The sequence below is a fragment of the Halarchaeum rubridurum genome, assembly GCF_014647115.1.
Lineage (GTDB): Archaea > Halobacteriota > Halobacteria > Halobacteriales > Halobacteriaceae > Halarchaeum > Halarchaeum rubridurum.
This window is the reverse complement of the sequence record NZ_BMOO01000003.1, coordinates 302,825-328,144: the sequence shown is the minus strand read 5'-3', so window position 1 is coordinate 328,144 and position 25,320 is coordinate 302,825. Positions and strand designations below refer to the sequence as shown.

Genomic DNA, 25,320 nt, shown 5'->3' with positions numbered 1-25,320 from the left:
ACGGTCCCACGGACGCGTTTCAGGGTTCGGAGAGCAGTTCTAGCGTCTTCGGGTCGGGCTCGCCGTCGTAGTACTGTTCCAGCGCAGTCTCGAAGGGCTCCGGGTCGTCCCCGACCGCGTCGAAGAGCGTCATCGAGGAGCGGAACGTCAGGTCGTCGGGCGACCCGAAGATGTCGTTCGCCGAACGACCCGTGAGGCCGTTCACGATCCGGGTACACTCGCGGAGCCGCGGACCGAGCGTCTCGTGTGCGAGGTATGCCGCGGCTTCCTCGCGGGAGGCGATCCCGTAGCGCTGGGCCCTCCGGCTCCGCCCGATCCCGACGATACGGTTCGGTTCGGCGCTCACCTCGAAGCGAGGGTGGAACGGCGTCGAGAGACTGCCCGCGCCGACGCCGATATCGAGGAGCGTCGATGCGTCTCCGGGCACCCACGTCCGCATGAGGTCGCGGAGCCAGCGCGGCGTGTAGAACTGGCCGAGTCGCTGGCGCGCCTCCGTCGACGTGACCGCTTCGAAGAGTCGGCCGATGGCGACCGCCGGATACCGTGCGTCGAGGAATCGATCACGAGCGTCGAGAACGCGCTGGAGCGCCCGGTCGTCGAGACGGAACGCGATGTCGTCGAGGACGGTCTCCGCGAATGCGGGCGTCTCCAGTTCACGGTCCGCCGTCCGGAATGCCTCCCGGATCGGCGTCGTCAGCGGTGGGAGGGTTCCCGGCTCGATGCTCGCGCTCGTAGACGACGGCCTTGAGGAACATTGAGAGAACCGCGTGACGCGCGAGCCGCGGCAGGTAGCCGGAGACAGTGTTCGTATCGAGCCCGTGAAGTCCGCGCCACCCCGCAACCGCGTCTTCGAGGTTCTCGGGGACCGTTCCGTCGAGCGTCGCTTCGAGCTCCGTCGCGGTGTCCGTGAGGCGCTCGCAGAGGGAATCGGTGACGACGTCCGTCCGCAGTGCCGGCTCGGCAGGTTTTCCTGTGTCCGATTGCGACGACGTGTTCTGCCGACCGGTAGATTCGGTCGCGGTGTCGTGTGCGCTTGGTATCGTCGGCGTGGCGGCGGAGTCGTACGTGTCGCCGCGTGGCCGCGTGAGCGTCCGTGGGGTACTCGACATCGGTCTGATCCGATCTCATGAACTACCCCCCTTTTCAACCCTCGCCGCGCGTCGCTTCCCATCCCGCATTCAGGCCGGTACCGGTGGCGATCCACGCGTATGCTCCCCGGTTCTCGACTCGGAGCCACCGGGGCTCGGCGGTACCGTGCCCCGACCGACCGGGGAGAGTCGTTCGCGGACGTCTCCTACCGGTGGCCCGGAGGAGGTCGTGCTCGCGTGGACGCACGACTGCGAGTCCGTCTCCGCCGGGACGAACGAGGGACGGCTCGTCAGGCGATCCGTGGACGGCGCGTGGACGGACGCGCGGCGCGCGCCCGACGGCATCCGAGCGCTCGAATCGCTCTGAGCGCGGGTCGCCGGCGTCCGAACGCCTTTCGGACCAGACACCGAAGTCGGGGTCATGACGCGTACTGCCGTCGTCGCCGGTGTCGGTCCCGGACTGGGTGCGTCGCTCGCCCAAAAGTTCGCCGCGGAGGGCTGTCGGGTCGCGCTGTTCGCGCGCTCGACGGACTACATCGAAGACCTCGCAGACGACCTGCCCGACCCCGGCGAGGGGCTGGCGGTCACGGTTGATCTCACGGACGTCGAGGCAATCCGTGAGGCCTTCGAGACCGTTCGGGAGGAGTTCGGTCCCGTCGACGTCCTCGTGAATCACGCGAGCGCGGCGTCGTGGACGGGACTGATGGACAGTAGCGTCGAGGAGTTCGAGCGCGCGTGGGACGTGAATGGGCGTGGGGCGTTCGTCTGCTCGCAGGAAGCCGTCGGCGACATGCTCGACGACGAGGGCGGGACGGTGATCTTCACGGGCGCGACGTCCGCGGTCCGCTCGCGTGGCGGTGCCATCGGATTCACGGCGGCGAAGTTCGCGGCGCGCGGCATGGCGATGGACATCGCCCAGGAGTACGGCAGGGAGGGCGTGCACGTCGCGCACGTCGTCATCGACGGCCAGATCGGCGGCTCCGGCGCCGAAGAGCGCGCTCCGGAGCGCGACCCCGAGACGTTCCTCGACCCGGATCGGATGGCCGAGACGTACTGGCACCTCGTCACGCAGGACGACCCGAGTACCCAGCCCTTCGAAGTCCACATCACGAACGGTCCGCAGACGACCGAATTCCTCTGATGCGACGCGTTTTGGTCTCCTACAGCATCGACATCGTCCGTTCGGTTAGCCGGTATCGATAGGCCGGCCGGACGAAGACGATCTGTCCGTAGTCTTCCGATTTCGTGACCTCTTCGGACGATTCAATCGCTTCGACGGCCGTGTTGAGTCGACTCACTGGGTCGCCCGTCTGAAGATGACCTGTGACCTGCTCCGGTTCCACACCGAACTCGGCGGCGAGAATACTGCGAACGGTCCGTCCAGCGCCGTCAGCTAAAGCGACGGACGGAGCGGACATATCGGACTCGACCCCGTCGAACTCGGCCGCATCTTCGGACAGGGCCATCGGTTGTAACTCGTCGTCGATGTGTGCGATCAGCGCTTCGACGTTCTCTTCCGCCTCTTCGGTCACGTGTCCGTTGACGATCTCGTCCCGCCGCTCGCTGATCGCAAAAACGTCCGGGCCCGGTGGCGCAGTCCGGCTGAGAATCCCGATATCGACAAGGTGGTCCAAGACCGTTCTGGACTGGTACGACAGCTCGATATCGAGGACGTCGAGCATCTCGCTTCGCGTGATCCCCTCGTGGTCCGGGCCGATTCCGGCCTCGGAGAAAGCTTCCGCCACTGCGATCTGATCGTCGACGCTGTGAGTGTTGTCCTTGCGCTCCCGAATGTACGTCTCCACACGGTCGAAGTCAACACTCTCAGTGTCCTCTATCGAGAGCGCGTCCGCGACGGAGTCCGGGAGTTCCGGCCGCGGCGCGTCGCGGTGTCGTTGTGCTTTCTCCGAGAGCCGCGTGTTCTCGTAGAGCGCCCGAGCGACCGGGAGCCCGCGGAGATAGTTGTACTCGTAGAGGACCTTGACGCCGTGCTCGGTGAGGCCGTAGAACTGCGACGGGAGGTCGCGTGCGTCCTCGTTCGGCGGGTACCGGTAGCACTCGACGATGTCGCTGTCAATGAGGACCTCCAACTGATTCGCGGATAACGACTTTGACAGAGCCATCCCATTTAGAGAACACCAACCGCGACGAGCGAGCCGACGACGAGGACGAGCACACCGAGCGTGGCACCGACCGCGAGCGGGACGTTCTCGCCGAGCTTCTCGTAGAACGCCATCGCGTCGTACTCCTCGCGGAACGCCTCCCGATTGTCCTCGTCGTAGAAGTACTTCGTCGAGAGCATGAACCGCTCGGTGACTGCACACCCCGTACAGACGGGCGTGCCCTCTAGACGCTCGGTCCGGACGTGCTCGGCGCAGTTGATGCTCCCGCAGTTCGCGCAGTACGTGTACGTCTCGCCGTCGCCGGTCGTCTCACAGTGCACGCACGCGTGGATGCCGTCCTCAGTCGTCACGCGCGACGGCCCGGCCGCGTAGTACTCCAACGGGTAGGTGTACTCGCCGAGTTCCGTCGTCTGGCGCACGTCGGGGAGGTAGACGGCCTCGACGGCGTGGACGGTGACGTCCGAGCGGTTCGGCTCGCAGGTCTTCGTGTACGTGACGTTGTTGTCGCCCGTGTAGGAGACGGTCGTCGTGTGGTGCTCGCGGAGCCGGTCCATCGCCCACTCCTTGTACTCGGTCTGGGTCTCCCCGAACCGGCGCGTCTCGACCTCGTCGAACACCTCGCCGAACCCCGCCTCGTCGAGTTCGACGGTCGCGTGCCGGTTGCTCGTGACGAGCTCCGCGACTCGTGGGGGCAGTTGTTCGGGGTGGCCGCGCTCGGCCTGCACGACCAGGCGATTGCGTTCGTGCACGCGGTGGATGACGCCGACGGACGTCTCGAACGTCGCGTCCGTCTCCGCGGTGACGATGACGGTCGGCCGGAACGTCACCCGCGCGTCGGGGTCCGGGAGGTCCCCCGCGTCGAGGTTCTCGATGTCGCGCATCGCGGCGGTGACGGGCGCGTCGAGCGACGTCGCGGGGTCGTACGGGCGGAGGGTGTCGTTGCAGAGGATCTCGATGCGGCCGTTGTAGAGGTCGAGGCCGATCTCGTCGGCGAACTCGCGCAAGTCCTCCCCGTCGAGCAGATCGACGGGATGCGGGTCGTCGTTCTCTCGGAGGCGCTGGGCGTACTCGCGGGCGGGCCGTGTGAACCGCCCGGTCGTGGCGACGATGCCGCGGGTCGGCCCGTCGAAGTCGTAGGTGGCGACCGCGGAGTGGAGTTTCTGCACGACGGGGCGGCCGACCGAGTCCGTGTGCTTGCACTCGACGACGATCCCGCGGCGCTCGCCGTCCACGACCTCCTCCATCAGGACGTCCCGACCCTCGTCGGCAGTACGGGCGGCCTGGTGGACGTTCTCGTAGCCGAGGTTCCGGAAGACGTCCTCCATCACGTCCTCGAACTCGAACCCCGAGAGCTCGTCTAAGACTGGCATCGACTCCCCGAGTTGTTCCCGCGCTAAGGTATAGGCGTTTCCGGTCCGGAGGTGGGACACGTCGAGTGATCGCGCCACCGTGGCCCGGCTCCAGCGAGATGGGGTCTCGTGCTACGCGTCTGGTTCGGTGTCGACGACCGCGCTCGCCGCGCAGGGCAGTCCGTTGTGCCGGCACCATCGACAGTGCGCCCCGCTCGCGTACTCGGCGAACACGGACGACTCGATGCGCGTCATCGTCCCGCTGATGTCGTCACGGACCTCCGCGAGCGCGTCGTCACCGAACGTCCGCACGTCGAGTTCCGGGCCGATCTCGCCGACGTACGCGGGTCGTGTTTAGGTACGGCTGAAAAGCGAGGCGGTCAATCCTGCGGTCCATGGCTGAAATCGCCCGTCTCAGCGGTCGTAACGACTGGTTCGACGTGGACTGGAATTCGCTTAACTAAACACGACGAGGCAGGTCCCATGCACCTCTTCTGTCATTCGAGCCTACAGTTGTAGCTCGTCGACGAGGGCAGCGACCGCTTCGTCAACAAGATCACTGTCGAGACGGCCCTGCCAGAAGTCGATGTCCTCGTGATCGATCGATTGGACGCCCCACGGAGCGATCCGACTCTCATCGGGTGTCCCACCACGAAGCCAACTCGCTCCAGGGATGTCGATGAGGCCTTCCATCCAGGATTTCGACGTCAACGTGAGCGCGATATACTGCTCGCCGTGGAACGGACGGTCCTCATGGTTCGCGAGGATGAGCCACGGCCGGGCGTCTTCCTCACCGTTGAAAGGGTCATCACCGTAGACAACGTCGCCCCGTTCGAAGATTGGTGTCTCTTCGTTGGTCACTGTTCGTCCTCAACGCTCGGGTGTGGGTCTGTCGGTGCATGCTCGCGCCAAGAGTCCTCGTCCTCCACACCCAGTTGATCGTTGAACAGCGCCGTTGCTCGTTCGTATCCGCTGTATCCGTCGAGTCGCTCGGCATCGTCGGTTATCGCCCAGTACGTCGCCTTGTGTTCGACGAGATCGCGATCCTTCAACCGTGAGAGCGCAGTGCTGACTGCGCCCTCATCGACGTCGATCTGGGAGGCGATTTCGCGGGCCTTGAACGCACGATCCTCGTTGGCAGCGAGAAACCCGAGGACTCGGTCCGGAACCGAAAGATCCGCGAGTTCGTCTTCGCTCGTGTTCTCGAAGGTGTCTCGGTCGATGGACATCGTTGCATGGAGATACGTCATCAGATGTGAAGAGCGTTAGGGATGAAAATAGTGAAAACGAGGGGGTGAGAAATCGTTACTGACCACGAAGCGTTCGGGAATGCATTGAGACGACCAGTCTCAACGACTATTCCTGTTCGGGCCGTTCGCCGTGTACTTGGCGATGCTCGTCGTCTACAGATGAGCAAGGCGAGTGCCTCGAGGCTTGACCCCGAGGCGGTTCACTACGTCTGGGAGGGCAGACGGGAACGCCACCTCCACGAGCAGTACGAGACATCCGCCTCTCCACCGTCGTCAAGGAGCGACGTCGACGAACCGACTCCTACCGCGCGAAGCGGCCGTCGGGGCGGGGGAGTCGTCGCGCGAGGATTTCGAGGTCGACACGCCGCAGGTGCTTACAGCCCTGCTCGCTGAGTGAGGCACCGCGTTTCGCCCAGTCGGGACACGTACAGGTCCGATCCGCGACGTCCACTTCGTAGGTCGCCCCGCTCTCGCTCTCGACCTCGTAGCACGCCCCCTGTTCGGTGAAGCGCGTCTCCATCGCCTCGGTGAGCGCGCGCCGCGTTCGTGGGTCGTCGATGTCGTACTCACCGTCACGGACCGGGGACGTCGGATACGGCGTCGCGCACGCCCGCTCGAAGTGCGTGGGCCCGGGTCGTTCCTGCCCGCAGAAGCGACAGCGGTAGTAGACGGTCTCGCTCGCGTCGTCGGTCGTGAGCGACTGTTCGGTGACGACGACGAGCGCGTGCCCGTTCGGCGTCGCGTCGATCGCTGGCTGGTGATCCACGTGCATGATGCTGTGGGCGCGGCGTCGCGCCCTCGCCCCCTGGGGCGCGAGAAAACCGTTTGAACAGAGTGAGCCCACCGTCGACACGGCGGCGCGCGATGAATCGACGCCACTTGTGGCGTCGAGAACGCGCGAGGGGCGTCCGCGCTCCGCGCGGACGACGGCTGGGGAGGGAGAGGCCACTGAAAAAAGAGATGGAGGTCCCTTATCGCTCCCACCACCGCCCGCGCTCTGGGAAGGCGAGTCGCGTCCACCCGGTCGCCGCGAGCGTCGGGCGCCCGTCGTACGACCCGAGCGCGGCGCCGCGCACACGTACGCGCTCGCCCTCCCGCACGACCGGCTGCAGGCTCTTCGCCCACACCGTCAGCTTCACCGTCCCCGTCCCGTCCTCTAACAGCCCTACCTGCGCGATCGCCGGATGTCGCGGCTCCCAGAGCACCCGTACACGACCCTCCACGCTCACCTCCTCACGCTCCACGCGCTCCAGCGCCCCGATCGGCACGAGCTGTCCCGCCCCGTACTGCAACACCTCCCCGAGCTCGATCACCGCGTCCACGACGTCCTGCCCCCGCCGCACGCGTTCGGCGAGCATCCGCGAAATCGCCGCACGCGAGTATCCGCGCGTCCGCCCGTCGAGTCGCGCCGCCTGCTGGTTCACCACCGCCAACGACTCCTGAGACAGCCCCTCCCGAGGATCACGCCGCCCGACCTGCCACACCTCACTCGGCGTCCGTCGCGCCACGTACTCCCGGGTCCGCGTCTCCCGATCCGAGTCCTGCCGTCGGTCGTACCTCGATGCCGTTCGCTCGATCTCCCACGCACGCGCCTTCACCCGCTCCTCCGCTTCCAGCGTCAACCCCGCGTACTGCGTTTCCGGATGATTCTGGTCCACCCGCGCCGCGATCTCCATCTGCACCGTCGGGCGCAGGTTCCGCTCTCGCTCCGCCGCCTCGTCCACCACCTCGAAGTTCCCGTAGACATCGGGCGTTCGGTCGTCGCTCGCTACACGCGCACCTTCTTTACCGAGTAGGTTTGTACTGGACATTGGAGTTACACTCCACAGGCGCCACAGCGCGCCCGACACCCGCGACTTTCTCTCGCGGGTTTCTTCTTCGACCGACTGAGTCACACACGCGCCGCTCGCGCCTTCAGCGCCCGCGAGGGCGCGACGCGGCGCGGACAACGCGCTCGGTCTCGAACCCGATAGTCAAGTGGCGCGCGCGGCCCGGCCGTCGCGGGCGGCCAGCTTCACGCCAGTTTCGCCCGACGAGCGGAGCGAGACGGCGACACTGCACGTGATGCTGGCGCGTCGACAGACCGAGCCCGCCGTCGGCCGAATACGGCCGCGCGCGACTACGACCATCGACACGAGCCACGCGGCGATGCTCGCAGCTGTACAACAAGCGTCCGCACGAGCCACGCGAGCCGTCGAGGGGCGTTCGGGGCGTCTCCACAGACCGGTCAGCCGGCTACACGACACGAGTGGCGCGGCGACCACCGAGATATCCCGATGACCGCTAGCCGTCGTCGATGCCGTTCGCGCACGACGTCGAGGCACTCGAAGTCCGCGACGCCGCGAGTACACCGTGCTTTGGCGGCGACGTCACTCCGCGGTGACGGAGAGGAGAGACGCCGGTCGTCGAGAGACGATGGGCCGAACAAGACGCGCCGGCAGCGAACCGCCGTTGTGTCCGGGTGCTCCCTCGCTTGCCAGCATTGAGGCAAGATTGCTCCTGTCTGACTCTCGTTCTACGCAGACGGAGGGAGGCACTCACCGAACTGTTAAGCCTATCAGTCCTGTACGTCTGTACAGACCATGTCCGCTGACAAACGCCTGCCGGTGACCGAGGAGACGCGGAAAGAACTCCACGATCTCAAGGAGCCCGGCCAGACCTACGACGAGCTTCTCAAAGAGCTGGCTCAGCAGCGTCGGCGACAGGAGTTGGAGCAGCGCTTCCAGGAGTTGGAGGAGGCGGATCGCGACGAGTTGACGTCTCTCTCGGATGTCTGAGTACGACGTCCTGCTCGCCGACCAACCGCGTGAATTCCTCGACGCTGCCGACGAGAAGACCGAGCGAATCTGTACGGAGAATCTCGGCTACCTCGCTGACAACCCGTACCCCGGACGCGGCCGTGGAGACAAGGAGAGGCTCCCCATCGACGGCGAACGAGACCGCTACCGGCTGCATATTTCCCGGACCTACACGGCCATCTACACCGTCTTGGAGGACGAGAAAGAGGTGCGCGTACTGGAGATCGTCACTGTCGACGAAGCGCACAAACGATACGGCTTGTGAACTACCCCACCCTACTCGCTCACCGCTGACGCGGTTCGCTCCTTGAGGGTGGGGCTTCCTGTTTCCACGACGCGCTTTGCAGACACAACGGTGTCCACAGGGAGCGCAGTCTCCACAGGCGTTGATTCGGAGTATCCCACTCCTACATCTTCGAGACCGCGAGAAAGAATATTCCACGCCGCATTCGCGTCCCTGTCCGCCTCAAACCCACACGAGGGACACGAGTGTTCACGAACCCACAGCGGCTTATCCGTCTTGACGCCGCAGGACGCGCACTCTTTGGTCGTCCCTCTCGGGTCAACTGCGACGAAGTGCGTCCCCTTGCGCTCGCACTTGTATTCGAGCATCCGCAGAAACGTCCCCCAAGCCGCTCCTGCCCGGTTGCGCGAGTTGCCCGGGAGTTCGATCAAGCCCTTCGCGTCCAAGTCCTCAACCGCCACGAGGTCGTACTCCCGGGCGTAGTAGTTCGACAACTTGTGAAGGAAGTCCTGACGCTTCCGCCTGAGGTCGGCGTGGCATTCGGCAACGACCTGCCGCTGTTTTTCCCAATTCGCAGAGCCGTGTTCCTTCCGCGAGAGATCGCGTTGAGCGCGTTCGAGTCGTTCGTGTTCCTCTCTGAAGTCGGGGCTTTTGATGGCGTACCCGTCGGTGTCGTGTGCGTACTTGAGGATTCCCACGTCGATTCCGACAACTCTCTCGGGGTTCTCCGGCTTCTCTGGTGTATCCTCGTCCACGTTGATACCGAACGTGGCATACCACTCTCCAGTGGTTTCGCGTTTGACCTCGACTTGTTTGATGGTCGCGTTCTCGGGGATGTCTCGGTGGATGTGGATCGGGATCTCGCCGATCTTGCTCAACCACAACGTGGGCCGACCACTCGTATTCTTGAGTTCGAAGCCGGACTGGTTGTAGGTGAGCGACCGATACTCCCGAGGTGGTTTCCACTTGAGCATTCCCACGGCGCGTCCATTCTCCTTTTGTGCTTTGAGCGTGGATATGTTGTCGTAGACGCGCTTAACGACCATCTGCAACACTTTCGAGTGGACCTCTCCGAGGTCGTCCCACCACGATTTGAGGTCGGGGAGTCGCTCCTGTACCTCGTAGCGGGCGGGAATGTCGTCTGTCTCGTTGAGCAGGTGGAGGACGTGGTTGTAGAGTTGCCTACAAGTATCGACGTGGAACAGAAGTTCCTCTTCGAGGGCTTCTGGCGGGGTGAGTCGATACTTGTAGTTGTAGTGCATAGGCTATTCGTCTGGGTCGGGGTCGGAGACGCGGACGACTTTCACGTCGGCTCCGCGCCAGCGTTTGGGGACGATGACGTGGGCACTATTTCCCGACGGTTTTGCGGTTCCGTCGAGGACTTCTTTTCCTTCGATTTCAAACCTATCCATCATCGGTGTATAGACTTTGGATAGACATAAAGGAGGGGGTGGCCTGTGAGTCGAGCGACAAACGTGTTTGAGAACCGTGCGGCACTGTATCCCCTCCCTACTGCGCTACTCAGTCGCTTCGCTCCCTGCGTTGCTCCTTGAGGAAGGGGACTTAGCGCCTATTCCAGTTAACGGCGACAGCCCGAGTCGAGGGGATCACGCGTTGGTCGCAGCCCGATTCGTGTACGGATCGTCCGGAGCGTCGTCGTGGTGGAACGCACCTCGTTTTTGAGGTGCGCGAGAAACGCCATCGAGACTCGGGCTGACGCCGAGCGTCAAGGCGTCTCCACGATCCACGCGGGGTGGGAGTGAACGGGGCTCGGCGGCTCGCGGCCGGAGGCCCGGGTGCGCTCGCGGCCCCCTCTCGCGTCGCGAGATGGCCGTCGAGCGTGCGCGAGCCGCCGAGGGGCGTTCGAGACACTCGGTACTGCACGTTCCTGAGGTACTGCACGTTCCTGATCGCGCGGCTTATCCTGTCGGGTAGCGTGTGGGCGGCAGGTATCATGTCCACACTCCTATGAGTCCCCGCATCGACAGCGGCGACGACCTCCCGGTCCCGGTCGCGGACGCACGACCGTACCTCCGTGTGCGCCCAACGGACGAGCGGCTCTCGACGATCATCGTTACGGCGGCGTTCGAGCGCCTCCACGGCCTACGCGGCGCGACGCCGAGCGGCGTTCTCGGGCGGCTTCGAGCGCCGCCGCGGCCGATAATCGAGATTCTCGTCGTTTCGACGGGTGGTCCGGACGCCCACATCGACTACTACCTCGGTGTCGACGACCCCGCGCTCCACGAGTCGCTGACGCACACGCTCAGAGGCCTCTTCCCGGACACGTACGAGTTCGAGACGGTCCAGCGGACGGCCGGCTGGCTCCGCGGACTCGGCGACACCGACGCACCGGTGACGGGCGTCGCGTTCGAGGGGCGACCCGAGCGCCGCGACGACTGGCAGACCCAACTGACGCCGTTCGGGGACTTCCTCGACGACGAACACGGCCGCGTCCCGCTCGCCGCGGTCGTCGAGACGATGGCCGCGAGCGAGGTCCCGATGGTCTATCAGGCGCTCCTCCAGGCGCTCCCGGACTGGTCACGTGAGGCCGAAGCGCGCCGGGCGAGCATCGAGGCCCACCAGGACACGCTCGGCGATCAGGTGACGACGGCACTGTTCGGCGCGCCCGAGGACCCCGCGGCGATGCGCTCGATGGGCGACCAACAGCGCCTCGACGAACTCGCCGAGAAGGACGCCAGACACGCCTTCACCTGTACGGCACGCGTCGCCATCTTCGACGAGGCATCGTCGACACGTGAGGAGCTCGCGAACGCCTTCGGCGGGCTGAGCCACACCTGCTACACGGTGGCTGCGGCGACGCGAACCGGCCGGCGCGGCCGCGCGCTCTTCGAGGCGGTCTGCGAGCGGCGGATCACCACACGCTCGTGGTGGCGTCGCCTCCGGCCGAAGCCGGACGCACTCGTCGTGGACGCGAGCGAAGCCGGGAGTTTCTGCCTCCTCGATGGGGCGGCGCTCACCGTCGCGGGTAGTCGTGCGGTCGCACCGACACCGGGCGAGGCGACGACGCTCCCGACGCCACCGGCCGAACAACTCGCGCGGTATCGCGGCTCCGGTCTCCCACTCGGCGTCCCGCTGAACGACGACGGCGTCGCGGACGTCGACCCGGTCGTCCTCCCGCCGGCGCTCCAGCCGATGCACGTCGCGTGGTTCGGAAAGACGGGCTCGGGGAAGTCGACGGCGCTCATCAACGCGATGCTCGCGAATCACGCGGCGACGGATGGTGCGGACATCCTCATCGACCCGAAGGGCGACGGGATGGCACGGGAGTACCTCCGCGCACACTACGCGACGTACGGGACGCTGGAGAACGTCTACTACTTCGACTGCGCGCGCGTCCTCCCCGCGTTCGCCTTCTTCGATATTCGCGACGAGCTCGCCGCGGGCGTCCCACGCGAGACCGCCGTCGCCGACACCGTCGATCACTACGTCGAGATTCTCACGCACGTCATGGGCCGCGAGCGCTTCGAGCGCGCCGTCCGCTCACCCGACATCATCCGGTATCTCCTCACGGCGACGTTCGACCCCGTGCACGGTAGAGACGCCTTCACGCACCGCGACTTCGACGCCGTCGTTAGGCGGATGCAGGACCGCCAGACGCCACCCCCGGTCTCGGATACGGACCTCGAACGCCTCCTCGCCGGCGTCGCCACCACGCCCACTCGCTCCTTCGACGAGATCATGCAGGGCGTCGTGAACCGCATCGAGAAGATTCCCATCGACCGGCGTCTCACCCGAGTGTTCAATCACGCGCCCGAGGCGGACGACCCACACTTCGACCTCGTGGACGTCCTCGACGACGACGCCGTCGTCATCTTCGACACGGGCGACCTCCGCAGTGAGGCACAGCGCGCCCTCACGCTCGTCGTCCTCTCGAACCTCTGGACGGCGCTCCGTCGCCGCACGCGTCGTGCGCCCGACGCGACGCACCCCCTCGTCAACGTCTACGTCGAGGAGGCCGCGAGTGTCGCCGTCTCCGACCTCCTCACGCAACTCCTCTCCCAATCCCGAAGCTTCGGGTGTTCGGTCACGCTCGCCACGCAGTTCCCCGCCCAGTTGCGCGACCACGACCGCGACGTGTACGCCGAACTCCTCAACAACGTCTCCACGGTCGTCACGGGGAACGTCGCCGTCGACCGACGTCTCGGCGAGCGCTTCGCGACGGACGCGATGGACGAGAACGCCGTTTCGAATCGTCTCCGCGCGCTTCGTCGCGGCCAGTGGCTCGTCAGCCTCCCCGCGAGCTTCGATGCGCCCGAGCCGCGCCCCTTCCTCGTCGCCTCCCTCCCCCTCCCGCGGGGCGACCCCGACGGCCCCACACCGCTCTCCCCGCACGCCGACGCCGCGTGCGCGGCCGAAATCGACCAGCTCGAAGCCCGGACCGAACGCGTCGCCGGCATCACGCTCCGCGACCCCACCGTCGTCGGCGCCCCAACAACGCAGCAATCCGAGCCCGCGACCGTCCGCGTCGACACCGCGCTCGCACACACGAAACGCCTCCCACGAACCGTCGCCTACGAAGCAGCGAGTCACGCACTGCGCTGTCGGCGCTGCGACAACCGCTACGACCCGTCGTTCGACGGCCTCGTCCGCGCCATCGAGTGCTGTTCGAGTCTCGACGACACCGAGCGCGACGACATCCCGATCTGCGCGCTCACCCTCAAGCTCACTTCCGAAGAACGCGTCGCCAGCGAGTGGACGGACACCCAACTCGTCTTCCTCCAAGCCGTCTACAACGCCCAACAGGGTCGCTACGACCCCCTGGAGTACGACATCCTCTCCGACAGCATGATCCGCCTCCAGGAGTACACCGGAATCGACGACGACGCGGTACACGCCCTCCTCGACACCGACCTCCTCCGACACGACACCGACCACCCACACCGCCTCTACTCCGTCACGCCCGACGGCCGGGACGCCATCGGCGAGAGCTACCGACAGGGCGTCGACTACGGCCACGGCAAAGGCGACCTCGAGGAGTCGAGCGAGCACGTCCTCGGCGTCGAGGCCGCCCGCCAGTATCTCGAACGCGAATACGTCGCGGCCCCCGACTCCCGCGTCACCACGGTCGTCCCCTACTACGACCTCGAAGGCAACCAGCGTCTCGACCTCGCCGGCCTCAACGACGACGGCGACATCGTCGTCACCGTCGAAGTCGAGCGCATCAACCACGACGTCGCGCGCGCCGTCCCCGAGGACTACGACAAGATGGCCGCCTGCGACCCCGACGAAGCCATCTGGATCGTCATGACGCACAGCGCCGGCCACGACGTCCTCCGGGCACTGAACGATCCCCCCGAAGGTCCCGTCCGCGTCGAGAAGACCTACGCCGCCTCCACGACGCCCATCGAGTTCCGCATCGACACCCCCGGGCTGACCGCCATCTATCCCGTCGAGTGGCTCCGCGACACCTACCTCGATACGGACTGACCCATCCCCTCGTCTCGCGTTACACGACGAGGACACCCCCGACGAGACACGACGAGGACACCCCCGAAGACGTCGCGTCGTCTGCACGATCCGAGCCCGGCCAGTGAGAGCCCCCGACCGTCAAGAGCCGAACGGCCCACACCACCCGAAGCCGACGGATGACCGAGATGCCGAGGCACAGCCGACTCGCTCAGCGTACCGGACGACACACGCGACAGCGACGGGTGACGGAGGTCGGCGGTCGCCCTATCGCTCTGTCCAGGCGACCCTGCAGACCCACCATCGGCGCGAGGGACGAGCACCGTGAGAGCCCCGAGCGCGTCCAGGCGACCCTGCAGACCCACCATCGGCGCGAGGGACAAGCGCCGTGAGAGCCATCCCCGTCGACACCCACGACGGCGACGCGACGCCGTCGTCCGAGCGGTCCCGCGGAACCAAAACCGGCCCGAATCCCCGCAAAAAAGGGTGCAGACGGGAGAGATAGGTCGGTGGCGAGGGGACCAAGACGACGGGCGGCGCGGCCGAACGCGTCTCGTAAGCTGACGGCGTCGCGCCACGAGCGCGGCCCCATATCGGCCCTAAACCGCTGCCTCGACGCCCATAGCGCCAGGAGACAGCGGACGAACAGCTGTTGCGGACGCCGACTCGACGGCGCACACCCCGTCCCGCATCGAGCGCGACGACGCCCCAACGACCCGGTTCTCGCGCATCGAAAACCGAGAGACTACGACCGATTTTGGACGCGCAGCGGGCGTGACCCCCGCTCTCTCGAAGCGCCCGCATCGACCGCCAGCGGCATCGAGCGCCCCCAGCGCACCGCTTCGAGCCACTCCGTCTGTCGACCGAATCCAGATTTTCACGTCTTCTTGCGGGGATTACGCGGGGCTTGGGACGGACCTAAACCGCAGTAATCGGTAGCGAGACGGCGTATGGGGTCGTGTTTGGATATGTGGACGCGACGTTCTGCAGTTGTTCCCGTGACGGGACTGTTTGGGGGTGACGGCGCTGTGGAAGCGACTGGCGAGTACCTCGCCCCCATCGACGTCGATGGCGGCCGCGGCGTCGTCCAATACTGCCTCGACCACACCCTCGAAGCCGCCTCACTCGAAGGCGTACCCGAGAGCTACGCGAGCAACCCGTCTAGTTCCTCAAGGTTGAACAGCGACCACGAGTCATCAAGTTCGTCAGCGAGCCCGTCGGCGAATCCGCTCTTCGAGAAGAGCGCAAATTCTTCCTCGCGGGTGTTCGGTCCCCAGCGCACGCGCCCGGCCTTCTCACGGAGCGACTCAGCCACCCCGAGACCGACGGGGTCCGTCGTCCACTTACACTCGGCAAGGAGGAGCCGGTCGTCGCTCGGCTCGAGACCGACGACGTCGATCTCGTCTTCGCCGTACCACCAACGCCCGACCTTCGAGTACGGGCCGAGTTCGCCGCGACGGATGGCCACCCACGTCGCTTCCACACAGACGTCTTCGAACGTCGTCGCGACGTGGTCAGGGAGTCCGGGTTCGATCGTTCCATCCAAGACGATCTGGGGGCTTCTTCGATACTGGAGCGGTTCGGCTCGACGAACCGGAACCAGAAGCGGAGGAACTCATCCGCGACGAGATATCGGGAGCGTTTCGACTGCTTCGGCGACGCGGTGACTGGAACCGTCCGGTCAAGCAGCCGGAGTCGACGGAGCGTCTGCAGGTATTTCGACAGCGGGCCGGAATCGATGCCCGTCGCACCGGAGAGTTCGTTCGGCGTCGTGTGGCCCGTCGCAACGGCCTCCAGGATACTCGTGTATCGAGCCGGGTTGCGGAGCTCGGTCCGCAACAGGAACTCGGGCTCGTTGTAGAGGATCGCTGCCGGCGACAGAATGTGGGTGCGAATGTTCGCCGATAGCGAGGTGGCGTAGTCGAACAACGTGAGGTGCATCGGCGTCCCACCAGTCACGGCGTAGGAGCGAATCGCGTCCGCCAGTTCGTACGTGATGACGTTGCGGGCCTGCTGGAACGAGAAGGTTGTACGTCGAGTTGACCAGTCCGTCGCCCGTAGAGCGGGCTCTCGTGTCCCAATACTTCAGACTCCATCGTACTTACGCTGGACCCAGAGAGAACGAGCATCGAGTACACGACGCGGTTCCGCGTGCGACTGTCGATGCGGGAGGAGTGGCTCACGGCGCGAGCCGGCTGTCCGGCGAGCTCGTCGGCGCCGTCACGAAGTAGAGTGAGAGATGGACTGGAGGGTCCGACCTACTGGTACTGCGCGCAGACCTCCTCGATGCCCTCGTGGAAGGAGATTCGGGGTTCCCAGCCGGTCGCCTCCATCATTTTGGTGCTGTCGGCCATGGTGTCGTGGACGTAGACGTCCTCCGGGATTGGGTTCTCGACGTACTCGGGTTCGATGTCGGTCCCGAGCTCGTCGTTGAGCATGTCGACGAGGGTGTTGAAGGAGTAGCTCTCGCCGGTGCCGAGGTTGTAGACGCCGTCGAGGCGGTTCGCGGCGGCGAGTTCGAGACCGCGGACGATGTCGGAGACGTGCGTGAAGTCGCGGGTTTGGGTGCCATCGCCGTACAGTACGGGTGCCTCGCCGTGCGCCATGTCGTCGGCGAACTGCGCGATGACGTTCGCGTACTCGCCCTTGTGCTCCTCGCTCCCGCCGTAGCCCTGGTAGACCGAGAAGAAGCGCATGCCGGCGCAGGTGACGTCGTGGAAGTTCGAGTAGTACTCGGCGTACTTCTCGCGGGCGAGCTTTGAGGCCTCGTAGCCCGTGTTGACGTGGACGTCCATGTCCTCGGGGCTCGGCTCGGTTCGATTGCCGTAGATGGAGGACGTCGAGGCATACACGATCGTTTCACAGCCGTCCTGGACGGCTTGCTCGACGACGTTGACGAACCCCTCGACGTTGACGCGGGCGCCCCGCTGGGGGTTCTCCTCGTGCATCGCGTAGGAGGAGAGGGCGGCGAGGTGAAAGACGACGTCGACGTCCGTCGGGAGGTCGTCGTCGAGGACGCTCGCGCCGACGTACTCGACGCCGTCGTCGAGGTTCTCCGGCGTCCCAAGGTAGCCGTCGTCGAGCGCGACGACGTCGTTCTCCGTGGCGAGGTGGTTCGCGAGGTTCGACCCGATGAAGCCCGCGCCACCGGTGACGAGAATCCGCTGATCCTGCATACGACAGTCTGGTTGGTCGATATATATGTATCTGGCCGTCGTCGCTCAGTCTCGCGTTCAAACCCGGACGGACGGCGTCCGCAACTCGCGTGCCATCATCCCCCCATCTGATTTCAGTCAATTTCGAAATAGCTAGTTCTGAGCTAGGTGCTCTGTTGAATCCGCAGAAGGTGGTGTGATCGCGTCGCTCTGAAGGTGGAAGCGAAGCGGAAGAGCCGAATGTGTCCAAACTCAGTACCTCACAAAGCCAGTTAGTTAGAACGTCTGCTTGCTGAAGATGTGTCCAAGCACCAACACCAAGCAGACAGTGAAATCCACGAAGATCAGTTCCTTCACTTCCTCGTCAGACATTACGGTCGGCCGCGACGTTGTTCGGCGTCGTTAACAGCCTCTACGTCCGGTCAGTAGAGGCTGACTAGTGATGTGTCGACGACAAGACACTGTCGAAACCCGATATTCATTCCGTGGTGCGTGATGCATTCAGTGTCCAGCTACTGCCAGATACTATGCATTTACCATCTATAGATTCATGATTGCCCGGCGTGTAGTGTGGATACGTGCATGCAGGGCATCGAGCTGGAAGACTCGGCGCCGGGAACGCTCGTTTCCTACGGGAGACAGTCCTACTACAAGCCCGAGCCACTGCCTCCATCGCGATCACTCGATCTCGATGCGTCCTTCTACGAAACGCTCGCTGACGCGACGTTCTGGCTGGGGCAGTTGAGCGGCATCAGTCGCGAACTCGACTTCCCACCAGTACTCTACACGTCTCTCTTGCGCAAGGAGGCGATGGAGTCCGCGGAGATCGAGGGTGCCGACATCGACTATAATGCGCTTTATAGCCTCGAAACGCGGGCGCTTGACGAACCGACTGCGGAATCCACCACGGACGACCGGACCCCCGCAGACACGAAGGACACCCAAGAGGTGTTGAACTACGAAGCAGCCATACTCGACGGGATCGACGCCCTCGACGACGACGCCGAGATCACCGTCCCCCTCCTCCATCAACTCCACGAGACCCTCCTCACAGACGTCCCCGACGACCGCGTCGACACCGACACCATCGGTTCGTACAAGACTATCCCGAATCATTTGGGCGACTTCCTGCCACCGGTCCCGGGTGCCGTCGATGGATCGATGGACGCACTCATCACCTACTACCGGACGGGTGGATGCTACCATCCGCTCGTCGACATCGGACTCTTCCACTATCAGTTCGAGACAATTCACTCGTATGGCGATGGGAACGGCCGCCTTGGTCGCCTCCTCATCACGCTCCAACTCTACGACCAGGGATATCTAAAGCGTCCAAACCTCTACCTGAGTGAATACTTCAATCGGAATAAGGCGACGTACGTTGAGCGGATGAACGCCGTTCGAACGCGTGGTGACTGGGAGGTCTGGCTGTCCTTCTTCGTGCGCGGTATCGCCCAGCAAGCGCACGAATCAGTCGAGCGAACGCTCGCCCTTGACGACCTCCGCCGGACGTACGAAGAAGCGTATGGCGGCGTCGCGTACACGAAGCATCGACTCGCCTGCACACTCTTCGAGCAGCCCTATCTCACGACGAAGACCGTCATGCAACGCTTCGACGTCGAGCAATCTACCGCCTATCGGGCGATCACCGCCCTCGAAGACGAGGGCGTCCTCGAGGAAGTTCCCGGACGAGGCCGCCGACAGGAGTATCGCGCTCGCGAAATCTTCGACATCCTCGAACAGCCACCACAAACGTACTAGCGCGCTCTTCTCGACCGGATCATCGAGCGAGGTGCCGTCCGCGCTGGCACGGAGTGTGATCTCTTAATCTTCATACTCGGCCTGTACCCCCGAAGGAGGCCTGTGTGGGCTCTGTTTCACTCAGTATGAACGAGGAATCTGGGCGGCGTCGCGATCCCGATATCGGCGCTTCGACGCCGAAGACTCCCCACTATGCGGGTTTCAGACAATCGACGCCGACGCATGCGGTGGGTCGTCGAGACGAAACCGAGAGACGGGGGCCGGTTACGTCTCTCGGTGAGTGTCCGCGACGGCGACCTGCGACGGCGCGACGATGTCCCAGAATCACTCCAGAGCTCTTCAAGCGCTCTTGATGCCCCTGTTTCTGAAGTGCGTATTCGACTCCATGTCCGCTCCTACCGGACCTTGATGCAGCAGACCCTCGTCGCGACGCCCGCAGCGTACCTCATCCCGCATCGCTAAACACAGAACCATCATTACCAAAGAGCAAACAAACCAAATGTCTATGTCCCAACAGTCCCAACAGTAGCGCATGTCGAGTGGCACCATCGACATCGACGAGTTCGAGAATGCCGATCCCGAGGAGTTCGAGGAGCGCAACGACACCGAACGGATCGTGCTATTTCTTGATGAGCACGACGACCGGGCGTGGAAGGCAGCGACGATTGCCGAGCGACTCGGCTTGGAGACGGATGCTGTTAGTGCAATCCTCTCGCGACTGAAGGAACGCGGGCTCGTCCGGCACAAGCGGCCGTACTGGGCAATTACGGACGACAGGGAACGACTCCAGTCAGCCTACCGACTCCACCGACAGCACGAGACGGCAGACGAACAGTACGGTGAGGAACGTCTCGAAGACCTCCAGACTGACAAGATGGAGGACGTTCAGTGACGGCGTTCGAAGACCGTGGCATTCGATGAGGGGCAGATCGAGATCAGCCCGCTCGAACTCCAAATTGCGTACAAACTCCGACTCGCACAAGCTGCAGACAGCCTCAGCGGGAAGGATTTCGAAGATGCACTCCACCTGTACTTGACCTTCGAGGAACGATTTAACACGGAGCAGCTCGAAACGTACGTCAACGAGCTTGGAGTGGAGGACTACTATGCTGAACTCACAGGAGTTTGGGGACGACCATCGCCGGAACACGGAGCAACGGCGTGAGATGATCAAGCAATGGGCCGAGTACGTTCGGACGCACGACGATAGTGAGTGGTCACGCCAACAGAATCGGCTCATCGACTCGCAGCTCCAGTCGGCGAACGAGATGGCTGCGGCTGGCGACACGGATCCCGTTCGGTTCGCGGCCGCTCGCGATCGGCTGCGTGACCGCTGACCGACGAGGATGCACTTTCGCAGGAGATCGTGGCCGAGTGACGCTCGGCCGAATGATGCTCACATCGTACACACGAAAACGGCTAAGTGAGCTGGCTCACAATGTACACATTATGAGCACCGATAAGAAGCGCGTGCAGTTTCGGGCCTCCAATCGGCTTATCGACCGGGCCGACGCACTGGCCGCAGTCCTCGGGAAAGACCGAACAGACGTCCTCGTGACCGCGCTTCGGGAGTACCTCCAAGACGCCGCTCACGACGACGCACTCACCCAGGAGATCGCTGCCGCCTATTACGACGATGAGATCACCTTCGAGCAACTCAAAGCGCTCGTCGGCGCCGAGGAGGCGGCAAACCTCCGAGTGTTGAAACAGCAGTTGGATGAGGACTTCATCGACGAGGTCGCCGACGCATAATGTCGCGGCTTATCGCAGACGCCTCCGCCCTCGTGAGTCTCGGGATCGTTACTGACAACGACCCCGAGCCACTCGCACTCTGTCTCTCACGGTACGAGGTCGTCGTCCCAACAGCGGTCATCGATGAACTCCAAGAGATCGCCTCCTACGATGACATCCATGGACACGCCGCGTCCGCCGTCCTCGACCGGGTGGATGCATTCACAACACAGTCGGTCGAACTCGATGCCGAGTTTCCGCTCGATGACGGTGAGAACGCGGCGGTCACGCTCGCGAATAATCTCAATGCTGCGCTCCTCCTCTGTGACGAGTTCAACCAACTTGGCTTGATCCACGCCTCACTCGCTGATACTCGACTCGTCACGACACCAACGCTACTCTCGGTTCTCGTTCGAACTGAACAACTATCTGCTGCTGATGCGCGGCTACTCCTCGATGAGATCAGCGACGCCCGTAGCTGGGGCGCGAACAGTTACGTGCAGCGAGCTCGCTCATTGCTCGAAGAGCCCTAACCCGTGGAGGGGCACTGTCTAGTTTAGCACCTCCTCGACCGGCGTTCTTCCGTCGAGCGATTGATGCGGTCTCTGATGCCGGATTGGAGCTGAAAGCGCGCTCCGCCACTCGTCTATCCCGAGTGGAAAGGAATGCTACTCCACGCGCAGAGGGATTTGGATTCCGACAGTGCCGATTGAGTGGAAAGCGTAGTCGAGTGATGCGATTCCCCACCCGGCCTAAAGGCCGGGGTTCCCTCGCTGACTAAAGATGGCAAAACCCGTTCGTTGGTTTCGAGCGTGCTGAGACGTATCCATTCCCCCGGTAAAGTCAGAATAGCATCCCGAAGAGTGATATGCTCATGTATCGTACGTTGGTTCGATGCCAGACCCCGCCCCGACGTTTGAGGACGTGAACGAGCGCGCCAAAGAGGACTGGAAACGTGATACCACGCCCTTCGACCGCGTGCAGTCCGTGATGCGCACGGCGTACGACCCCATGAGCGCCGCGACCGTCGCCGAGCACGCCCTCACGTCGGAGCAGACAGCCCGCAAGCACCTCCGCTCGCTGGTCGAACATGGCTACGTGGCAGAGACCGCCTCCCCAGACTCGAAGGGGACCCTCTATCAGCGGGCCAGCGACTCGCTCGCCCTCGAACAGGCGCGGCGTATTCTCGACGAGACGGACACCGAGACGCTCTCGACGCGCGTCCTGGAAATGCGCGAGGAGCTTCGAGAGTACGCCGACCGATTCGGCGCAAACTCACCCGACGAAGCCGTTCGAGCCCATGCAGATATCGACACTGAAACGCTCCTGGAGTGGCGCACGACGCGGCGGAACCTCGCCTTCGCCGAAGTCGCGCTCGCTCTCAGTGGGGTCGAAGACGCCACTGGGGCCGCAGAAGCACTCTAATGACCGACGACGACGGGAGCCGGGAGTCACACACGCTACGAGGCGCGATCGACGTGACGAAGCTCGATGCGTTTCGAGACGCATTCGTCGCCATCGAGCCCGCGGCGTCGGGCGCAATCGATGACCGGCTCGATCCCCGAGAGCTCCGGCTCACGATACCGTACGGCGTCGCCGAGGCGGAGAAAACCATATTCACGGTTCGCTGGACGAACGTGGACGACTACAACGTCCACTACTCAGATACGTCCGAACGCAACCTCCGGTGGGATATTCACCCTCACGACTTCCCAGCATCGCCCGACGAACGACACTTCCACCCACCGCCGGATGCGTCGAGTACGGGTACCGACGTCGAGACGTCATGCCTCGGAGATTCCCCAGTTGATCTCGTTGCCCGGGCAGTTCACCTCTTATGGCGACAGGCACTCGACGAAAGGGAAATGGCCGACATCAACGCCGGAACGAACCAATCATAACCATACCGAGTACAGAATGTCGTCCATCTATCTCAAGTTCAGCTGTAGCCAGTGACTGCACGGTACGAAAACCGGCTTGATTACTGAGGCAGTTTATCGTCGCCGCTGAGTGGTGAGGCGACTGATCGTGACCGAGCACGCCGAACCTACCGAATCGAGCGGACTGACTCCTGAACAACGTCTCTCGGCGACGAACACCCACTTACTTAGAGCGAATATCGTGACGATCCACGACATAGAGACGCTTCGGAGGTGCGTCGCCTACGAGAACGCGAACCAGAACCGACAGCCGATTCTCAGACAGCTCGCTGAACGAGCAACCGAACTCCGAGAGGAGTAGGCAGAGACGAGTGCGTCGGTGGTGTTGTTCGGGCCTCCGAAGGGGTGGGGGCGCTCCGTGACGAACAACGAACCAGCGATCGAGATTCATCAGCAGACCGCTTTCGGTGACAACGGCGATCTCGAAGTGACGGAGATGAGCGTCGAGACGTCCCTCGAGGAATACGGTATCTCGGTCGAAGTCCGGTCGGAAGCGTGGACCAGCCAAGAGTGCCCGCAGTGCGGTTCAACAGACCGAACGAAACGACATCAGGACACACTAACGTGTCCGTGTGGATTCGAGGGGCACGCCGACCTCACAGCGTCAGAGACGTTCTTGAAGCGGCACACAGAGAAGGCAGTCAGGTCGATGGCACGGCCCGTGCGGTTCGAGTGGGACGACCACAACTGGTCGGGGACACCACACCCTCACGAAAGTCCCAAAGAACAGCGCACAAACCCGAGTACCGTCCACCGCGACGGGAATGTTGCCTCCGGCGAGTCGACGACCGGCTGAGACTCCCGCGGAAGAAACCCCGTCATTCACGCCGGGGAGGATGTCATCCGTGGCCGGAAGGCCATCCGGTGGATAAAGTGCTCCACGAGCGGCTCAGTGGCCCTGCGGAAGCCGTCGCGCCCGACGGTGGCCGAACGGGCGACGTTCGCGACCGACTGGTCGTCGACGAGAACGCACAGTCGAAGGACGATCTCGAGCCCCGGACGAAGCGTGCCGTCGTCGAAGCGATGGACGTCTCGCTCCTCTCGAAGGGTGGCCGCTACGAGGTGCAGTCCGCGTCCGGGAACCGGTACGAAGTCGACGTCATCGACGAATCGTGTACCTGTCCCGACTGGCAGCAGCGTTCACCCGAAGGCGGCTGCAAACACCTGCGTCGCGTCGATCACGAGATCAAACGGGGCCGCGTTCCCCGACCAGACGGTCGACTCCCAACAACCCCAAGGTAGTTCACCATCCTCTTCGTCGGAATCACTCTTCTGGTACTGGGTAGTGTGGCGGCACACTAGGCTTTTCACGGTCGGCCACATATCGGGAGGTATGAGCAGCGACAGAATTGACGCCGAAAGCAAGGTGTCTGGAAACCAGGCAAATATCCCCGCCCGGATTCGGCGTGAACTCGATATCGACGATGGTGATCAGCTCCGTTGGCATCTCGAAGACGATGGGAGCATTCGGGTCCAAGTGATCCAACAGCAAACGGGCACGTTCGCCGACTTCGACGGCTACGCTGGTGAGGAGTCGAGCGATGTAACGAGCGAGCACGACGCCTGGGGCGTCGACGAGAGCCGACGGCTCTCGTCTGCCAACCAGAACGCGAAGCGTTCTGGTGACGTCGACGTCGAATAAATGCCTCGTGCACTCATCGATACGACAGTCCTCTTTGCCGCTGCATACCGGCGGGATGGTTCCCACGATGCCGCGCTTCCCGTGCTCCAGGGCATCGACAATGGAACACTTCCGGAGGCAGTCGTGCTCGACTACGTACTCGCTGAAACGCTCAACGGCCTCACGACCCACGCCGGCCACGACGCAGCCGTCGATCTCCTCGATCGAATCGAAGAAAACGCCCGCTTCCACATCGACTCACTCACCACCGACGCCCTCGCGACAGGGAAGGCCCTCTTTCGCCAACACGAACTCCTCTCCTTCGTCGATGCCTGCATTGTCGCGTATATGCAAACCGAGGGACTCGGCTACCTGTATGCGTTTGACGACGATTTTGACGCTGTCGAGGATGTCTATCGACTCGATACAGCAACGAATCCCTACGATCCGAACTGACGCCGGCTGACGCTACGGTTGGCGATAACGTTTGGCCTCAGGATAGTCGCACCTCGTAGTCGGCCGCCAGCTGCTGGAACTCGTCCCACTCCGGGAGCCGGTCGTCGTCGACGTCGCCCTGCGTCTCGAGGTAGCGCAGCAAGACGTCGATTTCGGCTTCGAGGCCATACTCGCCGCCTGCTCTCGGAGGGCCGCCTCGTCGACGTCGACGTGGCTGAGCAGGAGGATAGAGCTCGACGGCGCGAGCATCCGACAAGACGACTCGTTTTCGCCGCCCGTCGCGTTCCGTGTAGACGAGCCCCTTCTCGACGAGGTCGGCGACGGCACGAGAGAGGTAACTCTCGCTGTGGTCGAGCTTCGTCGCGAGTTCGGAGATC

At 63.8% G+C, this 25,320-nt stretch carries 25 protein-coding genes and 5 pseudogenes; 17 read left to right on the top strand and 13 right to left on the bottom strand.

Annotated features, from left to right (window positions below):
- Positions 1-19 precede the first annotated feature (19 nt).
- The gene (locus IEX84_RS14585) at positions 20-841 is read right to left on the bottom strand and encodes a DUF1810 family protein (RefSeq protein WP_229732339.1); all 822 of its coding nucleotides are present in this window, start codon (positions 839-841) and stop codon (positions 20-22) included.
- A gap of 413 nt (positions 842-1,254) precedes the next feature.
- Here IEX84_RS14585 and IEX84_RS07890 point away from each other — a divergent pair, with 413 nt between their 5' ends.
- Both IEX84_RS07890 and IEX84_RS07885 read left to right on the top strand, forming a co-directional pair.
- Positions 1,255-1,455, top strand: a complete 201-nt coding sequence (locus IEX84_RS07890) for a hypothetical protein (RefSeq protein ID WP_188871595.1) — start codon at positions 1,255-1,257, stop codon at positions 1,453-1,455.
- Between the two features lie 54 nt (positions 1,456-1,509).
- The gene (locus IEX84_RS07885) at positions 1,510-2,229 is read left to right on the top strand and encodes an SDR family NAD(P)-dependent oxidoreductase (protein WP_188871593.1); all 720 of its coding nucleotides are present in this window, start codon (positions 1,510-1,512) and stop codon (positions 2,227-2,229) included.
- Positions 2,230-2,248: 19 nt separating this feature from the next.
- Here the strand turns inward: IEX84_RS07885 and IEX84_RS07880 are convergent, their stop codons facing one another.
- The 7 genes from IEX84_RS07880 to IEX84_RS07850 form a co-directional block, all read right to left on the bottom strand.
- A complete protein-coding gene (locus IEX84_RS07880) occupies positions 2,249-3,178 on the bottom strand; it encodes a hypothetical protein (RefSeq protein ID WP_209590245.1) in 930 nt (309 codons plus the stop codon).
- 38 nt (positions 3,179-3,216) lie between these two features.
- Positions 3,217-4,581 (bottom strand): restriction endonuclease, encoded by a 1,365-nt coding sequence (locus IEX84_RS07875; protein ID WP_188871590.1) that lies wholly within the window; start codon positions 4,579-4,581, stop codon positions 3,217-3,219.
- Between the two features lie 111 nt (positions 4,582-4,692).
- The gene (locus IEX84_RS07870) at positions 4,693-4,872 is read right to left on the bottom strand and encodes a hypothetical protein (protein ID WP_188871588.1); all 180 of its coding nucleotides are present in this window, start codon (positions 4,870-4,872) and stop codon (positions 4,693-4,695) included.
- A gap of 195 nt (positions 4,873-5,067) precedes the next feature.
- Entirely contained in the window at positions 5,068-5,421 is a 354-nt protein-coding gene (locus tag IEX84_RS07865) for a type II toxin-antitoxin system PemK/MazF family toxin (RefSeq protein ID WP_188871585.1), read from the bottom strand.
- Entirely contained in the window at positions 5,418-5,789 is a 372-nt protein-coding gene (locus IEX84_RS07860) for a MarR family transcriptional regulator (protein ID WP_188871970.1), read from the bottom strand. Before IEX84_RS07860 ends, IEX84_RS07865 begins: the two co-directional genes overlap by 4 nt.
- 322 nt (positions 5,790-6,111) lie before the next feature.
- On the bottom strand, positions 6,112-6,582 hold the full coding sequence (locus IEX84_RS07855; protein WP_188871583.1) for an SWIM zinc finger family protein: 471 nt from the start codon (positions 6,580-6,582) through the stop codon (positions 6,112-6,114).
- A 199-nt stretch (positions 6,583-6,781) separates the two neighbouring features.
- On the bottom strand, positions 6,782-7,621 hold the full coding sequence (locus IEX84_RS07850; RefSeq protein WP_188871581.1) for an OB-fold nucleic acid binding domain-containing protein: 840 nt from the start codon (positions 7,619-7,621) through the stop codon (positions 6,782-6,784).
- A gap of 771 nt (positions 7,622-8,392) precedes the next feature.
- Between IEX84_RS07850 and IEX84_RS07845 the strand changes: the two genes are divergently transcribed.
- Both IEX84_RS07845 and IEX84_RS07840 read left to right on the top strand, forming a co-directional pair.
- Positions 8,393-8,587: a hypothetical protein gene (locus tag IEX84_RS07845; protein ID WP_188871578.1), complete on the top strand. Its 195-nt coding sequence runs from the start codon at positions 8,393-8,395 to the stop codon at positions 8,585-8,587.
- Positions 8,580-8,873 (top strand): type II toxin-antitoxin system RelE family toxin, encoded by a 294-nt coding sequence (locus IEX84_RS07840; RefSeq protein ID WP_188871576.1) that lies wholly within the window; start codon positions 8,580-8,582, stop codon positions 8,871-8,873. Before IEX84_RS07845 ends, IEX84_RS07840 begins: the two co-directional genes overlap by 8 nt.
- Before the next feature lie 11 nt (positions 8,874-8,884).
- On the opposite strand, the gene IEX84_RS07835 is transcribed toward IEX84_RS07840, so the two are convergent.
- Together IEX84_RS07835 and IEX84_RS07830 are read right to left on the bottom strand one after the other, a co-directional pair.
- Positions 8,885-10,114, bottom strand: a complete 1,230-nt coding sequence (locus IEX84_RS07835) for an RNA-guided endonuclease InsQ/TnpB family protein (RefSeq protein WP_188871574.1) — start codon at positions 10,112-10,114, stop codon at positions 8,885-8,887.
- Between the two features lie 3 nt (positions 10,115-10,117).
- Positions 10,118-10,264 (bottom strand): DUF2080 family transposase-associated protein, encoded by a 147-nt coding sequence (locus IEX84_RS07830; protein WP_188871572.1) that lies wholly within the window; start codon positions 10,262-10,264, stop codon positions 10,118-10,120.
- A gap of 556 nt (positions 10,265-10,820) precedes the next feature.
- Here IEX84_RS07830 and IEX84_RS07825 point away from each other — a divergent pair.
- Complete coding sequence (locus tag IEX84_RS07825; RefSeq protein WP_188871570.1) at positions 10,821-14,300, top strand: ATP-binding protein; 3,480 nt, start codon at positions 10,821-10,823, stop codon at positions 14,298-14,300.
- A 1,123-nt stretch (positions 14,301-15,423) separates the two neighbouring features.
- On the opposite strand, the pseudogene IEX84_RS14820 reads toward IEX84_RS07825, so the two are convergent.
- Positions 15,424-16,411, bottom strand: a pseudogene (locus IEX84_RS14820) (ATP-binding protein); the annotation flags it as partial.
- Between the two features lie 126 nt (positions 16,412-16,537).
- Entirely contained in the window at positions 16,538-17,455 is a 918-nt protein-coding gene (locus tag IEX84_RS07815) for an NAD-dependent epimerase/dehydratase family protein (protein ID WP_188871568.1), read from the bottom strand.
- Positions 17,456-18,016: 561 nt separating this feature from the next.
- On the opposite strand from IEX84_RS07815, the gene IEX84_RS07810 reads away from it, so the two are divergent.
- From IEX84_RS07810 to IEX84_RS07755, 12 genes and pseudogenes are all read left to right on the top strand, one after another.
- Positions 18,017-19,195, top strand: a complete 1,179-nt coding sequence (locus IEX84_RS07810; protein WP_188871566.1) for a Fic family protein — start codon at positions 18,017-18,019, stop codon at positions 19,193-19,195.
- Positions 19,196-19,727: 532 nt separating this feature from the next.
- The gene (locus tag IEX84_RS07805) at positions 19,728-20,087 is read left to right on the top strand and encodes a MarR family transcriptional regulator (RefSeq protein WP_188871564.1); all 360 of its coding nucleotides are present in this window, start codon (positions 19,728-19,730) and stop codon (positions 20,085-20,087) included.
- 15 nt (positions 20,088-20,102) lie between these two features.
- Entirely contained in the window at positions 20,103-20,360 is a 258-nt protein-coding gene (locus IEX84_RS07800) for a hypothetical protein (RefSeq protein WP_209590247.1), read from the top strand.
- Between the two features lie 284 nt (positions 20,361-20,644).
- Positions 20,645-20,947 carry a hypothetical protein gene (locus IEX84_RS07795; protein WP_188871562.1) on the top strand — a complete coding sequence of 101 codons (303 nt, stop codon included), beginning with the start codon at positions 20,645-20,647 and terminating at the stop codon, positions 20,945-20,947.
- Positions 20,947-21,459, top strand: coding sequence for a hypothetical protein (locus tag IEX84_RS07790; protein ID WP_188871560.1), 513 nt, complete (start codon positions 20,947-20,949; stop codon positions 21,457-21,459). The genes IEX84_RS07795 and IEX84_RS07790 overlap by 1 nt, the downstream gene beginning before the upstream one ends.
- Positions 21,460-21,850: 391 nt before the next feature.
- Positions 21,851-22,351 carry a DUF7342 family protein gene (locus tag IEX84_RS07785; RefSeq protein ID WP_229732337.1) on the top strand — a complete coding sequence of 167 codons (501 nt, stop codon included), beginning with the start codon at positions 21,851-21,853 and terminating at the stop codon, positions 22,349-22,351.
- Positions 22,351-22,827: a hypothetical protein gene (locus IEX84_RS07780; protein ID WP_188871556.1), complete on the top strand. Its 477-nt coding sequence runs from the start codon at positions 22,351-22,353 to the stop codon at positions 22,825-22,827. Before IEX84_RS07785 ends, IEX84_RS07780 begins: the two co-directional genes overlap by 1 nt.
- 127 nt (positions 22,828-22,954) lie before the next feature.
- A complete protein-coding gene (locus IEX84_RS07775) occupies positions 22,955-23,167 on the top strand; it encodes a hypothetical protein (protein ID WP_209590248.1) in 213 nt (70 codons plus the stop codon).
- A 156-nt stretch (positions 23,168-23,323) separates the two neighbouring features.
- A pseudogene (locus IEX84_RS07770) lies at positions 23,324-23,662 on the top strand (transposase); the annotation flags it as partial.
- A gap of 47 nt (positions 23,663-23,709) precedes the next feature.
- A pseudogene (locus IEX84_RS07765) lies at positions 23,710-24,108 on the top strand (hypothetical protein); the annotation flags it as partial.
- Between the two features lie 91 nt (positions 24,109-24,199).
- Positions 24,200-24,442, top strand: a pseudogene (locus IEX84_RS07760) (AbrB/MazE/SpoVT family DNA-binding domain-containing protein); the annotation flags it as partial.
- 66 nt (positions 24,443-24,508) lie between these two features.
- Complete coding sequence (locus tag IEX84_RS07755) at positions 24,509-24,943, top strand: PIN domain-containing protein (protein WP_188871554.1); 435 nt, start codon at positions 24,509-24,511, stop codon at positions 24,941-24,943.
- 226 nt (positions 24,944-25,169) lie between these two features.
- On the opposite strand, the pseudogene IEX84_RS14955 reads toward IEX84_RS07755, so the two are convergent.
- Positions 25,170-25,319: pseudogene (locus IEX84_RS14955) on the bottom strand (MarR family transcriptional regulator); the annotation flags it as partial.
- Position 25,320: the final 1 nt, after the last annotated feature.

Coding starts and splice junctions, on each gene's coding strand:
- IEX84_RS07885 (WP_188871593.1), top strand. CDS start 1,510: ATGACGCGTACTGCCGTCGTCGCCGGTGTCGGTCCCGGACTGGGTGCG.
- IEX84_RS07875 (WP_188871590.1), bottom strand. CDS start 4,581: ATGCCAGTCTTAGACGAGCTCTCGGGGTTCGAGTTCGAGGACGTGATG.
- IEX84_RS07860 (WP_188871970.1), bottom strand. CDS start 5,789: ATGTCCATCGACCGAGACACCTTCGAGAACACGAGCGAAGACGAACTC.
- IEX84_RS07855 (WP_188871583.1), bottom strand. CDS start 6,582: ATGCACGTGGATCACCAGCCAGCGATCGACGCGACGCCGAACGGGCAC.
- IEX84_RS07850 (WP_188871581.1), bottom strand. CDS start 7,621: ATGTCCAGTACAAACCTACTCGGTAAAGAAGGTGCGCGTGTAGCGAGC.
- IEX84_RS07845 (WP_188871578.1), top strand. CDS start 8,393: ATGTCCGCTGACAAACGCCTGCCGGTGACCGAGGAGACGCGGAAAGAA.
- IEX84_RS07840 (WP_188871576.1), top strand. CDS start 8,580: ATGTCTGAGTACGACGTCCTGCTCGCCGACCAACCGCGTGAATTCCTC.
- IEX84_RS07835 (WP_188871574.1), bottom strand. CDS start 10,114: ATGCACTACAACTACAAGTATCGACTCACCCCGCCAGAAGCCCTCGAA.
- IEX84_RS07830 (WP_188871572.1), bottom strand. CDS start 10,264: ATGGATAGGTTTGAAATCGAAGGAAAAGAAGTCCTCGACGGAACCGCA.
- IEX84_RS07825 (WP_188871570.1), top strand. CDS start 10,821: ATGAGTCCCCGCATCGACAGCGGCGACGACCTCCCGGTCCCGGTCGCG.
- IEX84_RS07815 (WP_188871568.1), bottom strand. CDS start 17,455: ATGCAGGATCAGCGGATTCTCGTCACCGGTGGCGCGGGCTTCATCGGG.
- IEX84_RS07810 (WP_188871566.1), top strand. CDS start 18,017: ATGCAGGGCATCGAGCTGGAAGACTCGGCGCCGGGAACGCTCGTTTCC.
- IEX84_RS07805 (WP_188871564.1), top strand. CDS start 19,728: ATGTCGAGTGGCACCATCGACATCGACGAGTTCGAGAATGCCGATCCC.
- IEX84_RS07795 (WP_188871562.1), top strand. CDS start 20,645: ATGAGCACCGATAAGAAGCGCGTGCAGTTTCGGGCCTCCAATCGGCTT.
- IEX84_RS07790 (WP_188871560.1), top strand. CDS start 20,947: ATGTCGCGGCTTATCGCAGACGCCTCCGCCCTCGTGAGTCTCGGGATC.
- IEX84_RS07780 (WP_188871556.1), top strand. CDS start 22,351: ATGACCGACGACGACGGGAGCCGGGAGTCACACACGCTACGAGGCGCG.
- IEX84_RS07755 (WP_188871554.1), top strand. CDS start 24,509: ATGCCTCGTGCACTCATCGATACGACAGTCCTCTTTGCCGCTGCATAC.